Below are 13,674 nucleotides of genomic sequence, written 5' to 3'. Positions count from 1 at the left end.
CCGCCCGTTCAGGGCGTCGGGAAGCTGAATTGCGGGGTCTGCAGGATCGACAGATCTCCGGCGGGTTCACCGGCGATGCGCTTGAGCAGCAGCCGGCCCATGGCCTCGCCCGCGGCCGTCAGATCCTCGTAGATGGTCTCGACCTTCGGCTGGATCTGGCTCAGCAGGCGGGAGGTCTGCTTGGCGACGATATCGTATTCGCCGCCGAGGCCGAGACCGTTGTCGCTCATGCCGGTGATGGTGGCGAGCGCGGAGACTTCGCCGGGACAGGTGATGCCGTCAGGCGGATCGGGCTCGGCGCTGCGGCGGCGCATGGCATCGCGGATCATGTCGGCGGGGCTGTCGAGATCGAGCCCTTCGGGAACTTCATAGGCGACGCCGGCCTCGCGCACGGCGGTCATGAAACCGTGCAGCATGTGCTGATGGAAGGTGAGCCGCTTCGGCGGCAGGATGATCGTGACCTTGCGCCGCCCCTTGGCGATCAGCCGTCGGGTGGCCGCGTAGGCGAAGGCGAAATTGTCGTAGTCGACGAAGGCATGCGGCGTGGAGAATTCCGTTCGGCCATGGGTGACGAAGGGAAAGCCGTTCTCCAGCAGCAGCCGCACGCGCGGATCGAACGGCTCGGTGCGCGAGAAGATCAGGCCGTCGGCCATGCCGTTGCGGATGATGTAGTTGACCGCATCGACATTGCTGCCGTCGAGAAAGTTCGGTGTGACGATGAGATGGTAGGGCGTCGCCTGCAGGGCGCGCGCCAGACCGTGCATGATGGACGTGCCGAAACCGAGGATTTCCTCGTGCGGATCAAGCAGCACGGAAATGACATTGGTGCGGCCGGTCTTGAGGCGCTGGGCGGCGCGGTCGGGCAGGTAGCCGATCTCGGCGGCGACCTCGTGCACGCGGCGCCGGGTGCTTTCGGAAATCTGCGGCGCATTGCCGAGCGCGCGGGAAACCGTGGTGATCGCAAGACCGGTCATTTCCGCAATGGTCTTCAGCGTCGGCTTGCCGGTGCGGGGCAGGCTGCGGGCGGGCTCATTGTCGGCGGGTTTTTCGATGCGGGGCACGGATACGCTTCTTCGGATGGCAGTCGTCGATGGGCGGCACCATATCGGCGCGCCGGGCATCCGGCAATCTTGCGCTGCACAGAATTTAAAACGTTTTCCGTGCAGCGCACAAAGCAGCGCGCGACGCGCACATTGCCGGATTTGCCGGAATTTACCGCTTTCTCGAAGAGAGCCTTCGCCACCATCCAACGCAGCTTGACTCCGCAAATTTACAACGTTTTAAATTGGCGCGGCGCTTTGAGCCATAGATGGAATTCCGATGCCCCTTCGGGCATCGGGGAAATCGGCGGGAGGAGGCTCTCGCCCTCGAACTTGCAAACGGGAGGAATACGATGCGCAAGTTTCTGACAACCACTGCAGCGATTGCGGTGCTGATGGGCATGGGCGGCACCGCTGCCCGCGCCGCTGAGAACGTGGAAGTCCTGCACTGGTGGACCTCGGGCGGCGAAGCCGCCGCACTCGACGTCCTGAAGAAGGACCTCGAATCCAAGGGCATTTCCTGGACCGACATGCCGGTTGCCGGCGGCGGTGGCACGGAAGCCATGACGGTGCTGCGCGCCCGCGTCACGGCCGGCAATGCGCCGACCGCGGTTCAGATGCTCGGCTTCGACATTCTCGACTGGGCCAAGGAAGGCGCGCTCGGCAATCTCGACGAGATCGCCGCCAAGGAAGGCTGGGACAAGGTCATCCCGACCGCCCTGCAGCAGTTCTCGAAATATGACGGTCACTGGATCGCGGCCCCGGTGAACGTCCACTCCACCAACTGGATGTGGATCAACAAAGCGGCGCTCGACAAGGCCGGCGGCAAGGAGCCGCAGAACTGGGACGAACTCGTCGCCCTTCTGGACAAGTTCAAGGAACAGGGCATCACGCCGGTCGCCCATGGTGGTCAGCCGTGGCAGGACGCGACGATCTTCGACGCGGTCGTGCTCTCCTTCGGCAACGACTTCTACAAGAAGGCCTTCATCGACCTCGATCCGGAAACGCTGGGCAGCGCCCAGATGAAGGAAGCCTTCGACCGCATGACGAAGCTGCGTTCCTACGTGGACGACAACTTCTCCGGCCGTGACTGGAACCTGGCATCCGCCATGGTCATTGAAGGCAAGGCCGGCCTGCAGTTCATGGGCGACTGGGCAAAGGGCGAGTTCATCAAGGCCGGCAAGAAGCCGGGCGGCGACTTCGTCTGCATGCGCTTCCCCGGCACGCAGGGCTCCGTGACCTTCAACTCCGACCAGTTCGCGATGTTCAAGGTCGCCGCCGAAAAGGTTCCGGCCCAGCTGACCATGGCCTCGGCCATCGAAAGCCCGGCCTTCCAGTCGGCCTTCAACGTGGTCAAGGGCTCGGCCCCGGCCCGCACGGACGTCTCGGACGAGGCCTTCGACGATTGCGGCAAGAAGGCCATCAAGGACCTCGCCGAAGCCAACACCAACGGCACGCTGTTCGGCTCCATGGCCCACGGCCACGCCAACCCGGCTTCGGTCAAGAACGCGATCTATGACGTCGTGACCCGCCAGTTCAACGGCGAGCTTTCCTCCGAGGAAGCCGTGACGGAACTGAAGGCCGCCGTCGAGGCCGCGAAGTAAGCGAAAGAGGCTGCTCCTCACCCCGGCCCCCTCCCCGCAAACGGGGAGGGGGAAACGGAGAGGTCACGGCATATGTCCTTCTCCCCGCCTGCGGGGAGAAGGTGCCGGCAGGCGGATCACGGGCAGCGGCCCTGCCGCCGACAAACACATGAACAACGGTGGTAACGACCATGGATAGCCGAAGCCGGCTGCAGGAGCTTCTGCCGAAGCTCGTGCTGGCACCCAGTTTCCTCATCGTGCTCGTCTTCGTCTACGGCTTCATCGCCTATACGGGCTTCCTGTCGCTGACGGACAGCAAGATGCTGCCCTCCTATAATTTCGTGGGGCTGAGCAACTATTCCAAGCTCTGGGCGCTGCCGCACTGGTGGCGGGCGATCTCCAACCTCGCCATCTTCGCCTCGCTCTACATCGTCATCTGCTCGGTGCTGGGCCTGGCGCTCGCCATCCTGCTCGACCAGAAGATCCGCGCCGAAGGCATCCTGCGGCCCATCTACCTCTATCCGATGGCGCTCTCCTTCATCGTGACGGGCACCGCCTGGAAGTGGTTCCTCGACCCCGGCATCGGGCTTGAGAACACCATGCATCTGTGGGGCTGGGAAAGCTTCGCCTTCAACTGGATCAAGGACCGCAACTACGCCATCTACTGCGTGGTCATCGCCGCGGTCTGGCAGTCCTCCGGCTTCGTCATGGCGATGTTCCTCGCCGGCCTTCGCGGCGTCGACAACGAGATCATCAAGGCAGCGCAGATCGACGGAGCGACGACCGCCACCATCTACCGCCGCATCATCATCCCGCTGATGCGCCCGGTCTTCCTCTCCGCCTTCGTCGTGCTCGCGCATCTTGCCATCAAGGCCTACGACCTCGTCGTGGCGCTGACCGGCGGCGGCCCCGGACAGGCGACCGAACTGCCGGCAACGTTCATGTATTCCTACACCTTCACCCGCAACCAGATGGGCATCGGCGCCTCCTCGGCGATCATCATGCTGGTCATGATCTTCTCGATCATCATCCCCTACCTCTATTCCGAAATCCGCGGAGGCAAAGGCCGATGAGCGCGCAAAACCCCGACAACATCATCACGCACGGCAAGCTGACGCGCGCCCTCATCTACACCGCGCTCATCCTCTTCGCGTTCTACTACCTGCTGCCGCTCTACGTGATGCTGGTGAACTCACTGAAGCCGCTGGAGGAAATCCGCCAGGGCGGCATGCTGAACCTGCCGCAGCAATGGACGATCGAACCCTGGCTTTCCGCCTGGTCGACGGCGCAGATCGGCGTGCAGCCGACCGGCCTTCGCCCCTTCTTCATCAACTCGATCCTGATGGTCGTGCCGGCCGTCGCCATCTCCACCATCATCGGCGCGCTGAACGGCTACGTGCTGACGAAATGGCAGTTCAAGGGCTCGAACGTCTTCTTCGGCCTGCTGCTGCTGTCCTGCTTCATCCCGTTCCAGATCGTGCTGATCCCGATGGCGCGCATTCTCGGCTCGCTCGGGCTTGCCGGCTCGCTCTGGGGTCTCATCCTCGTGCATGTGGTCTACGGCATCGGCTTCACGACGCTCTATTTCCGCAACTATTATGAGAACTTCCCGACGGAGCTGGTGCGCGCGGCGCAGATCGACGGGGCAAGCTTCTTCCAGATCTTCTACCGCATCCTGCTGCCGTCCTCCGGTCCGATCATCGTCGTCTCGGTCATCTGGCAGTTCACCAATATCTGGAACGACTTCCTGTTCGGCGCCTCCTTCTCCGGCGCGGACACGACGCCGATGACGGTGGCGCTCAACAACCTCGTCTCCTCCTCGACGGGCGTGAAGGAATACAACGTTCACTTTGCCGGCGCGATCCTCGCGGCCCTGCCCACCCTCATCGTCTACATCGTCTCCGGACGCTATTTCGTGCGCGGCCTGATGTCCGGCGCCGTGAAAGGATAACGCCCATGTCTTCCTCGAATACGTCGTTCCTGAAGATCAGCAACCTGCGCAAGTCCTATGGCGCGCTCGAAATCCTCAAGGACATCAACCTGGAGATCGAACAGGGCGGGTTTCTCGTGCTCGTCGGTCCCTCCGGCTGCGGCAAGTCCACCCTGCTCAACACCATCGCCGGCCTCGAGCCGATCAGCTCCGGCGATATCGCCATCGACGGGCGCTCGGTCGCGGGCCTGCATCCTTCCAAGCGCGACATTGCCATGGTGTTCCAGTCCTACGCGCTCTATCCGAACATGACGGTCGCCGGAAACATCGCCTTCGGCATGGAAATCCGCGGCGTGCCGAAGGAGGAGCGCGACAAGGCGATCAAGCAGGTCGCCGACATGCTGCAGATCGGCCATCTGCTCGACCGCAAGCCCGGCCAGCTCTCCGGCGGCCAGCGCCAGCGCGTCGCCATGGGTCGGGCGCTGGTGCGCGATCCGAAGCTCTTCCTCTTCGACGAGCCGCTGTCGAACCTCGACGCCAAGCTGCGCGTCGACATGCGCACGGAAATCAAGCGCCTGCACCACCGCATGAAGACGACCATCGTCTACGTGACGCACGACCAGATCGAGGCGATGACGCTCGCCACCAAGATCGCGGTGCTGAAGGACGGCGTTCTGCAGCAATTCGGCTCGCCCGCCGAGATCTACAACAACCCGGCCAATACCTTCGTCGCCGACTTCATGGGCTCGCCCGCCATGAACCTGCTGAAGGGCAAGGTCGAACAGAACGGTTCCGGCCTTGCCGTCTCGCTTGCCCGCCAACAGGCCGAACCGCTGGTGCTCGCCGTGCCGAACGCGCCGGGCAGCCTGTCCGCCTATAGCGGCAAGGAGGTCATCTTCGGCATCCGCCCGGAGGCGCTGACCGACCCGGATGGCGCCGACCGCAATGCCCGCACCGTGGCCGAGGGCGACTGCCTGATCGAGGTGGTGGAGCCCGCCGGCGCCGATACCTTCGCCGTCACCCATCTCGGCGGCAAGGAGATCGTCGCGCGGCTTCGCGCCGACGTACGCATCGCCGCCGGCCAGACGGCACGTCTTGCCTTCAACCTCGACAAGGCGGTGTTCTTCGACCCCGCCAGCCAGCTTCGCATCGCCTGAGATTTTGAAATGACCACGCAGCCGGACATCGTCATCATCGGATCGGGCATCGGCGGCTCCACCATGGCCGCCGCACTCGCCCCGAGCGGAGCGAGGATCGTCATCCTCGAAGCGGGCGACCACCTGCCCGACCGCCCGGAAAACCGCGACCAGCGCGCCATCTTCCAGCGCGGCCATTTCCGTCCGAAGGAGATGTGGTACGAGGCCGACGGCACGGCCTTCAATCCCGGCAACTACTACAATGTCGGCGGCAACTCGAAATTCTACGGTGCGGTGCTGGTGCGCTATCGCCGCGAGGATTTCGAGGAAATGCATCACCGCGACGGCATCTCCCCCGCATGGCCCTTTGCCTATGAGGAGCTCGAGCCCTGGTACTCGGCGGCGGAGAAACTCTACAACGTGCGCGGCGCGCTCGGCGAGGATCCGACCGAGCCGCACCATTCCGCCCCCTACCCCTTCCCGCCTGTGCCGGACGAGCCGGCCATCGCGAAGGTCCGCGCAAGGATGAAGGCGAGCGGGCTGCACCCCTACTCCCTTCCCCTCGGCGTCGATATCGACCGCTGGCTCACCAAGGCGAAAACGCCCTGGGACGCCCATCCCAACAGCAACGACGGCAAGATGGATGCGGAAAGCACGGCGCTGGCCGAGGCACTGAAACATCCGAATGTCGAACTGCGCACCCATTGCCGGGTGACGCGGCTTGCCACGGCTCCGCATGGCCGGACCATTTCGACCGTGCATTACAAGCGCGGCGAGACGGCGGAGAGCCTGTCGCCGAAGCTGGTGATCCTTTCGGCCGGCGCGGTGCAATCGGCGGTGCTGCTGCTGCGTTCGGCCTCGGAAGCCTTTCCGAAGGGGCTTGCCAACAGCTCCGACCAGGTCGGCCGCAACTTCATGAACCACAATTCGAGCGCCGTGATCGGCCTCTCGCCCTTCTACCGCAACACCTCCGTCTACCAGAAGAGTTTCGGCTTCAATGACTATTACCTCTCGGACGGCAATGGCGGCCCGCCGCTCGGCAATGTGCAGCTTCTCGGCCGCGTCTCGGGAAAGATCCTGAAGGCCAACATGCCCTCCGTGCCGGAATGGCTGCTGGAGCAGGTGGCCAGCCACACCGTCGACTTCTACGCGATGAGCGAGGATCTGCCGCATCCCGAAAGCCGCATCACGGTCGACCGCGAACGCATCGTCATGAAATGGACTCGCACCAACTGGCAGGCCCATCTCGATCTGGTGGCCAAGCTGAAGGGCGCCCTGAAAAAGGCCGGCTTCCCGATCGTGCTTGCCCGCGCCTTCGACAAGCGCACGCCCTCGCACCAGTGCGGCACCGTGCGCATCGGCAGCGATCCCGCCACGGCGCCGCTCGACATCTGGTGCCGCGCCCATGACCATCCGAACCTCTTCGTGGTCGACGCCTCCTACCTGCCGACGTCCGCCGCGGTGAACCCCGCGCTGACCGTCGCCGCGCAGGCGCTGCGGGTGGCAAACCACATCCAATCGAGGGACCTTGCCGCATGACGACCTCAGCCCGTCCCGTCGCCATCGTTACCGGCGGCCGCCGCGGCATCGGCCTCGGCATTGCCCAGGCGCTCGCCGCCGAGGGTTTCGACATTGCCATAACGGGCATCGGCGAGGCGGATGCGGCGACCGACGCCATGCTCGCCGACCTCGTGGTGCACGGCGCACGTGCACTCTACCTCAAGGCCGATCTTGCCGACGTCGCCGGCCATGCCGCGACCGTGGCAGCCATCGAGGACGGGCTCGGCGCCATTGCCTGCCTCGTCAACAATGCCGGTATCGCCTCCGTCGTGCGCGGAGATTTCCTCGATCTCGCACCGGAAAATTTCGACACGATCGTCGCCACCAATCTGCGCGGCACCGTGTTCTTCACCCAGGCCGTGCTGAAGACCATGCTGCACTTGGGGCAGGCTCCCGGACCGCGCTCGGTGATCAACATCACCTCCATCTCGGCCGGCCTCACCTCACCGGAACGGCTCGACTACTGCATGACCAAGGCAGGCCTTGCCGCCTTCAGCCAGGGGCTGGCGCTGCGGCTCGCGGACACCGGCATTTCCGTCTTCGAAATCCGCCCCGGCATCATCCGCTCCGAAATGACCGCCGGCGTTTCCGCGAAATACGACACGCTGATCGAAAGCGGCCTCGTTCCGATGAAGCGCTGGGGCGAGCCGGGCGACATCGGCAATGCCGCGGCGGCGCTGGCGACCGGCAAGTTCGCCTTCGCGACGGGCTCGGTGATTAATCTCGACGGGGGCCTTGCCATCGGACGGCTTTGACGGGTTGCGCCTCACCCCGCCTTCCCTCTTCAGCGGCGTAGGAAAGGCGAGAGGCCGCGGAAAATTTTCGTCTCCCCGCGGGGAGGAGGTGCCGGCAGGCGATGAGGGGCAAGCCCTCCGGCCACGGCACCGGAACATCTGAGGACAGAGCATGACCTACGACTACATCATCACCGGCGCGGGACCGGCCGGCTGCGTGCTGGCGAACCGGCTTTCGGAAGACCCCACCGTGCGCGTGCTGCTGCTGGAGGCTGGCGGCGGAGACTGGAACCCGCTGTTCCACATGCCGGCGGGCTTCGCCAAGATGACCAAGGGTGTGGCGAGCTGGGGCTGGGAGACCGTGCCGCAGAAGCACATGAAGGGGCGCGTGCTGCGCTACACGCAGGCCAAGGTCATCGGCGGCGGTTCCTCCATCAACGCGCAGCTCTATACGCGGGGCAATGCTGCCGACTACGACCTCTGGGCCAGCGAAGACGGCTGCGAGGGCTGGAGCTACCGCGAGATTCTGCCCTACTTCAAGCGCGCCGAGGACAACCAGCGTTTCGCCGACGACTATCACGCCTATGGCGGGCCGCTCGGTGTATCCATGCCGGTCTCGGCGCTGCCGATCTGCGACGCCTATATCCGCGCCGGCCAGGAACTCGGCATTCCCTACAACCACGACTTCAACGGCCGCCAGCAGGCGGGTGTCGGCTTCTACCAGCTTACGCAGCGCAATCGCCGCCGCTCCTCCGCCTCGCTTTCCTACCTCTCGCCGATCAAGGAGCGGAAGAACCTCACCATCCGCACCGGCGCCCGCGTTGCCCGTATCGTGCTGGAAGGCACGCGCGCCGTCGGCGTCGAGGTGGTGACGAGCCGTGGCATCGAGACGATCCGGGCGGAGCGCGAGGTGCTCGTCTCCTCCGGCGCCATCGGCTCGCCGAAGCTGCTGCAGCAATCCGGCATCGGCCCGGCCGATCACCTGAGATCGGTGGGAGTCGCCGTGAAGCACGACCTGCCGGGCGTCGGCTCGAACATGCAGGACCATCTCGACCTCTTCGTCATTTCGGAATGCACCGGCGACCACACCTACGATGGTGTGGCGAAGCTGCACCGTACGCTCTGGGCCGGCCTGCAATATGTGCTCTTCCGCTCCGGTCCCGTCGCGTCCTCGCTCTTCGAGACCGGTGGTTTCTGGTATGCCGATCCTGAGGCCCGCTCACCGGACATCCAGTTCCACCTCGGCCTCGGCTCGGGCATCGAGGCGGGCGTGGAGAAGCTGAAGAATGCCGGCGTGACGCTGAATTCGGCCTATCTGCATCCGCGCTCGAAGGGAACGGTGCGGCTTTCCTCCGCCGATCCCGCGGCCGCGCCGCTGATCGACCCGAACTACTGGGAAGACCCGCATGACCGGAAAATGTCGATCGAGGGCCTGAAGATCGCCCGCGAGATCATGCAGCAGGCGGCATTGAAACCCTATGTCATGGCCGAGCGCCTGCCGGGGCCGAAGGTCATGAGCGACGAGGAACTCTTCGACTACGGCTGCGCCAATGCCAAGACCGACCATCACCCTGTCGGCACCTGCAAGATGGGCACGGGAACGGATGCCGTCGTCGGGCTGGATCTGAAGGTGCACGGGCTTGACGGCTTGCGCGTCTGCGACAGTTCCGTCATGCCGCGCGTTCCCTCCTGCAACACCAATGCGCCGACCATCATGGTGGGCGAGAAGGGCGCCGACATCATCCGCGGCCTGCCGGCGCTGCCGGCCCAGGTCTTCCAGTACGAGCGCAACGACATCCGCCCGCGCGCCCGCGCCAACATCCGCTAGGAGACTGCCATGATCCGCCACTGCGTCTTCATCCGCTTCAAGCCGACCATTTCCGTCGCCTACAAGAGCGAACTCTTCAACGAGATCGACGCCCTGAAGGACCGCCTGCCGGGCATGGTCGCCGTGCATATCGGCACCAATGTCAGCCCGGAAGAGGGCATGGACAAGGGCTTCAGCGACGGCTTCATCGTCGACTTCGCCGACAGCTTTTCCCGCGATGCCTATCTGGAAGACCCGCAGCACAAGCAGACGGGCGCGCGGCTTGTCGCCGCCGCGGAGGGTGGCATCGCCGGCATCCTCGTCTACGATCTCGAAACCGACGACTAGTTGTGTGGTCCCGGAGCGTGATGGCGCATCCTTGAGCCTTGGTCGTCGGGAAGAGGATGCATTGTGGGACGTGTTCTTCACAGCAGCGCCCGCACGACGCCGCGTCTTCGAGTTCGGCGATCAGGCTCGGTCTCGACTACTGGCTGGTCTATTCGACCATTCAGACGCAGGCGATGAATGATGCGCCGCCAACGCTTCGCTCGGCGGCGCTCCCCTTGGTCGTCATTGCATATTTGTCGGTTTTTTTGCTTTTTCCCATGCTTGGCGACTGGCTGATCGTGCATATTGGGAATCATCGGTTTCTCGCCGTCGTTCTGTCTCGCGCTGTTGCCGAACTGGTGCCTGCCCTTCTCCGCCTTGGGGGGGATGGCAAAAAAGTCGCGTCGGCGACTCAGTGATTTCGTAGGAGGCTTTGACCGTGACCAGCTTTTCCATTCGCCCGATAAACGCAGGTGACCGATCGCAGTGGGACATCCTCTACCAGGGCTACGCCGACTTTTACAAAGTGGCCCAGACGCCTGAAATGCGGAATACCGTTTGGTCCTGGCTACTCGACGCGGCAAAAGAATCCCGGGGGCTTGTGGCCGTCGACCCTCGCGGGACCATGCTCGGGCTTACCCACTTCCGGCCCTTCGCTCGCCCGCTTTCAGCGACGACCGGCTGTTTCCTCGACGACCTTTTCGTCTCTCCTGACGCTCGTGGATTTGGCATTGCAGACGCCCTGATCGACGCAGTGCGCAACGTTGCGGCTGAAAACGGCTGGTCCGTTGTCCGGTGGATCACGGCGGACAACAATTACCGGGGTCGCGGCGTCTATGACCGCGTGGCCAGCAAGACGAACTGGGTGACCTACGACATCAAGCTATAGCGCCTGTCGCACGGAGTTCTCCAGCGGATGCCCGTTGACTGGTTCGCCTCTCTCCGGGCAAGGAGAGAGGGTCTTAACCTGCCGCCTGCAGGTGGAGACCCCGATAGCGGCCGTTCTTGCGGGCGATGAGATCGGCATGATTTCCGCTCTCGACGATGCAGCCCTGATCGACGACGAGGATCCTGTCTGCATTGGCGATGGTGGCGAGACGGTGGGCGATAATCAGCGTCGTGCGCCCGGCCGAAAGCTCGGCCAGCGACTGCTGGATTGCCCGCTCCGTTTCCGTGTCCAGTGCCGAGGTCGCCTCGTCGAGTATCAGGATCGGAGGATTCTTCAGAAAGATACGGGCAATGGCGAGGCGCTGCTTCTGGCCACCCGAAAGCTTCACCCCACGCTCACCGATGACCGTGTCGAGGCCATCGGGCAGGTTCGCGATTACATCATCAAGGCGCGCGCGCCGCGCCGCGTCGCGAATCTCGGCCTCCGTCGCATCGAGACGGCCATAAGCGATGTTCTCACGGATCGTCCCGGCGAAAAGGAAGACATCCTGCTGCACAATGCCGATGTTTGAACGCAGCGACCGTAGGGTCATGTCCCTGATGTCGACGCCGTCGATGGCGATCCGGCCCGAGGCGATCTCATAGAAACGCGGCAGAAGCGAGCAGATCGTCGTCTTGCCTGCGCCCGAGGGACCGACGAAGGCGATCGTCTCCCCTGCCTTGATCGAGACGTCCAGTCCTTCGAACACCGCCTTGTCCGCGCTATAGCCGAAGCTGACGCCGCGGTATTCGATATCGCCGGCGAGGCGCGATACGTCCTTCGCATTCGTACGGTCTCGGATATCCGGCTCTGTATCAAGGAACTGCGTATAGCGCGTGAAGCCGGCAATGCCTTTCGGATAGGTCTCGATGATCGAGTTGATCTTGTCGATCGGCCGGAAAAAGACATTGACGAGCAGCAGGAAACCGACGAAGCCGCCGGCCGACAGCTCGCCACGCACGACGAACCACGCGCCCGCCAGCATTACCACGACCTGCACGAAGCGCATGGATAGATAGGACAGCGACGCAGATGCCGCCATCACCTTGTAGGCCTGCATCTTGGTCGTGAGGTAGTTGCTGTTGCTCTCGGCGAAAAGCTTGCGCTCGTGGTCTTCGTTGGCGAAGGCCTGGACGACACGGATGCCGCCGACATTTTCCTCAATACGGGCGTTGAAATCTCCGACGCGGCTATAGAGCGCGTGCCAGGTAGAGGTCATGCGCGCGCCGTAGTGAGTGGTCACCCATGCCGTCAACGGCACGATGACGGCGGTGATCAGCGCCAGCGGCACATGCACCCAGAGCATCAGGAGGAAGGCGCCGATCAGCGTCATGATGGCGATGAACAGATCCTCCGGCCCATGGTGGGCGACCTCGCCGATCTCCTCGAGATCCTTGGTAAGTCTTGCCACAAGGTGGCCGGTCTTCTGGTTGTCGAAGAAGCCGAAGGAGAGTTTTTGCAGGTGGTCGAAGGCCTTGCGGCGCATCTCGGCCTCCATGCGCACGCCGAGCATGTGCCCCCAATAGGTAACGATGGCCTGGAGCGCGGCATTGACGAGGTAGATGAGAAGCAGGCCAACGGCGGCAAGCGCGATCAGGTCGAGCTGGCCCGTCGGCAACAGGCGGTCGATGAACAGCGTCACAGCAACCGGGAACGCAAGTTCCAGAAGCCCCGCCACGACCGCGGAAGAAAAATCCAGCGCGAACAGACCGCGATGCGGACGATAATAGGCGGCAAAACGCTTCACGACATTAAGCATCAGGGAGGCAACCTTCAGGAACAGGGCTATCTGTTGAGACGAAAAACGACATTGCTTGCCCCGTCTTCGTTCCATTTTTCTAGACGCAAGAAAGACGGAAACGTCTTGTCCTCCGCGCCGCTGAGTGAGCGCACCCATAAAATGATGACTAGGTTTGTCAAGTTAAGAATTTACTCGAGGCGGGCTGACGACCTCAGCACCTTTGACGAAAAGTGCGTGCCCGATGAGACTTCGACATTTCAGGCGAATAAACTTGATTTTTCTCCGAAAGTTTTATTCTGTGCGCGAGCAGCGCCCCTGCTGCGGATGGAGCGCACATCGACGGCGCGGCTCTGAGCGAAATGATGGTACGTGCATTCAATCTCTGGCTCGCGGATCTCTTTCGGCGTCACAATCGCGATGCCGTCCAGTTCGCCGCCCGTCTCGTGGGAGACAGGGATGGTGGTGAAGAGGTCGTGCAGAATGCCTGGCTGCGGATGTCCGCCCGGGAGAATGCGGCGCCCATCGAGCATCCCAAGACGTATCTCTTTGCAGCCACCCGCAATGCCGCAATCGACTTCACGCTTCGCCGACAGCGGGAATGGTCTCGTCGGGTCGACTTCGAGACCCTGACGGACGCCGACCTCGCCGATGCCACTGTCGTCACCTATGAGCACCGCCGCCAGCTTGCCCGGATTGCGGTCTATCTCAATGAATTGCCGCAGGCGTGCCGCGAGGCCTTCATCATGAACAAGCTGGAGGGCTATTCTCATCCGGAGATCGCCAAGCGCCTCGGCATCTCGGTCAGCATGGTCGAAAAGCACATGGTCCGCGCCCTGCTTCACTGCCGCAGCCTGATGCTCACCAATGACCAGTCCTGAAATCTGCCGG

At 63.4% G+C, this 13,674-nt stretch carries 13 protein-coding genes; 11 read left to right on the top strand and 2 right to left on the bottom strand.

Going from position 1 to position 13,674, the window contains the following annotated elements:
- Positions 1-8: 8 nt before the first annotated feature.
- Positions 9-1,061 (bottom strand): LacI family transcriptional regulator, encoded by a 1,053-nt coding sequence (locus V8U06_RS06705; RefSeq protein WP_427140009.1) that lies wholly within the window; start codon positions 1,059-1,061, stop codon positions 9-11.
- 332 nt (positions 1,062-1,393) lie between these two features.
- On the opposite strand from V8U06_RS06705, the gene V8U06_RS06700 reads away from it, so the two are divergent.
- The 10 genes from V8U06_RS06700 to V8U06_RS06655 all read left to right on the top strand — a co-directional run bounded on the left by V8U06_RS06700 (position 1,394) and on the right by V8U06_RS06655 (position 11,006).
- Positions 1,394-2,644, top strand: a complete 1,251-nt coding sequence (locus V8U06_RS06700) for an ABC transporter substrate-binding protein (RefSeq protein WP_427140008.1) — start codon at positions 1,394-1,396, stop codon at positions 2,642-2,644.
- A gap of 170 nt (positions 2,645-2,814) precedes the next feature.
- Positions 2,815-3,696, top strand: coding sequence for a carbohydrate ABC transporter permease (locus V8U06_RS06695; RefSeq protein ID WP_427140007.1), 882 nt, complete (start codon positions 2,815-2,817; stop codon positions 3,694-3,696).
- On the top strand, positions 3,693-4,574 hold the full coding sequence (locus V8U06_RS06690; protein ID WP_226917782.1) for a carbohydrate ABC transporter permease: 882 nt from the start codon (positions 3,693-3,695) through the stop codon (positions 4,572-4,574). Before V8U06_RS06695 ends, V8U06_RS06690 begins: the two co-directional genes overlap by 4 nt.
- Positions 4,575-4,579: 5 nt before the next feature.
- Complete coding sequence (locus V8U06_RS06685) at positions 4,580-5,710, top strand: ABC transporter ATP-binding protein (protein ID WP_427140006.1); 1,131 nt, start codon at positions 4,580-4,582, stop codon at positions 5,708-5,710.
- Positions 5,711-5,719: 9 nt separating this feature from the next.
- Positions 5,720-7,228, top strand: a complete 1,509-nt coding sequence (locus V8U06_RS06680) for an FAD-dependent oxidoreductase (protein WP_427140005.1) — start codon at positions 5,720-5,722, stop codon at positions 7,226-7,228.
- Positions 7,225-8,004, top strand: a complete 780-nt coding sequence (locus V8U06_RS06675; RefSeq protein ID WP_427140004.1) for a 3-ketoacyl-ACP reductase — start codon at positions 7,225-7,227, stop codon at positions 8,002-8,004. The genes V8U06_RS06680 and V8U06_RS06675 overlap by 4 nt, the downstream gene beginning before the upstream one ends.
- 151 nt (positions 8,005-8,155) lie before the next feature.
- On the top strand, positions 8,156-9,811 hold the full coding sequence (locus V8U06_RS06670) for a GMC family oxidoreductase (protein ID WP_427140003.1): 1,656 nt from the start codon (positions 8,156-8,158) through the stop codon (positions 9,809-9,811).
- Positions 9,812-9,820: 9 nt separating this feature from the next.
- Complete coding sequence (locus V8U06_RS06665) at positions 9,821-10,138, top strand: Dabb family protein (protein ID WP_427140002.1); 318 nt, start codon at positions 9,821-9,823, stop codon at positions 10,136-10,138.
- Between the two features lie 56 nt (positions 10,139-10,194).
- Positions 10,195-10,536 (top strand): hypothetical protein, encoded by a 342-nt coding sequence (locus V8U06_RS06660; RefSeq protein ID WP_427140001.1) that lies wholly within the window; start codon positions 10,195-10,197, stop codon positions 10,534-10,536.
- A gap of 20 nt (positions 10,537-10,556) precedes the next feature.
- A complete protein-coding gene (locus V8U06_RS06655) occupies positions 10,557-11,006 on the top strand; it encodes an N-acetyltransferase family protein (RefSeq protein ID WP_427140000.1) in 450 nt (149 codons plus the stop codon).
- 73 nt (positions 11,007-11,079) lie between these two features.
- Here the strand turns inward: V8U06_RS06655 and V8U06_RS06650 are convergent, their stop codons facing one another.
- Positions 11,080-12,804: an ABC transporter ATP-binding protein gene (locus tag V8U06_RS06650; RefSeq protein WP_427139999.1), complete on the bottom strand. Its 1,725-nt coding sequence runs from the start codon at positions 12,802-12,804 to the stop codon at positions 11,080-11,082.
- Between the two features lie 341 nt (positions 12,805-13,145).
- Between V8U06_RS06650 and V8U06_RS06645 the strand changes: the two genes are divergently transcribed.
- On the top strand, positions 13,146-13,664 hold the full coding sequence (locus tag V8U06_RS06645; protein ID WP_427139998.1) for a sigma-70 family RNA polymerase sigma factor: 519 nt from the start codon (positions 13,146-13,148) through the stop codon (positions 13,662-13,664).
- Positions 13,665-13,674 lie beyond the last annotated feature (10 nt).

Source organism: Shinella sp. G-2, assembly GCF_050172695.1.
In the GTDB taxonomy this organism is placed as follows: Bacteria; Pseudomonadota; Alphaproteobacteria; order Rhizobiales; family Rhizobiaceae; genus Shinella.
The sequence above is the reverse complement of the archived record's forward strand: the minus strand, read 5'-3'. Positions and strand labels throughout refer to the sequence as shown.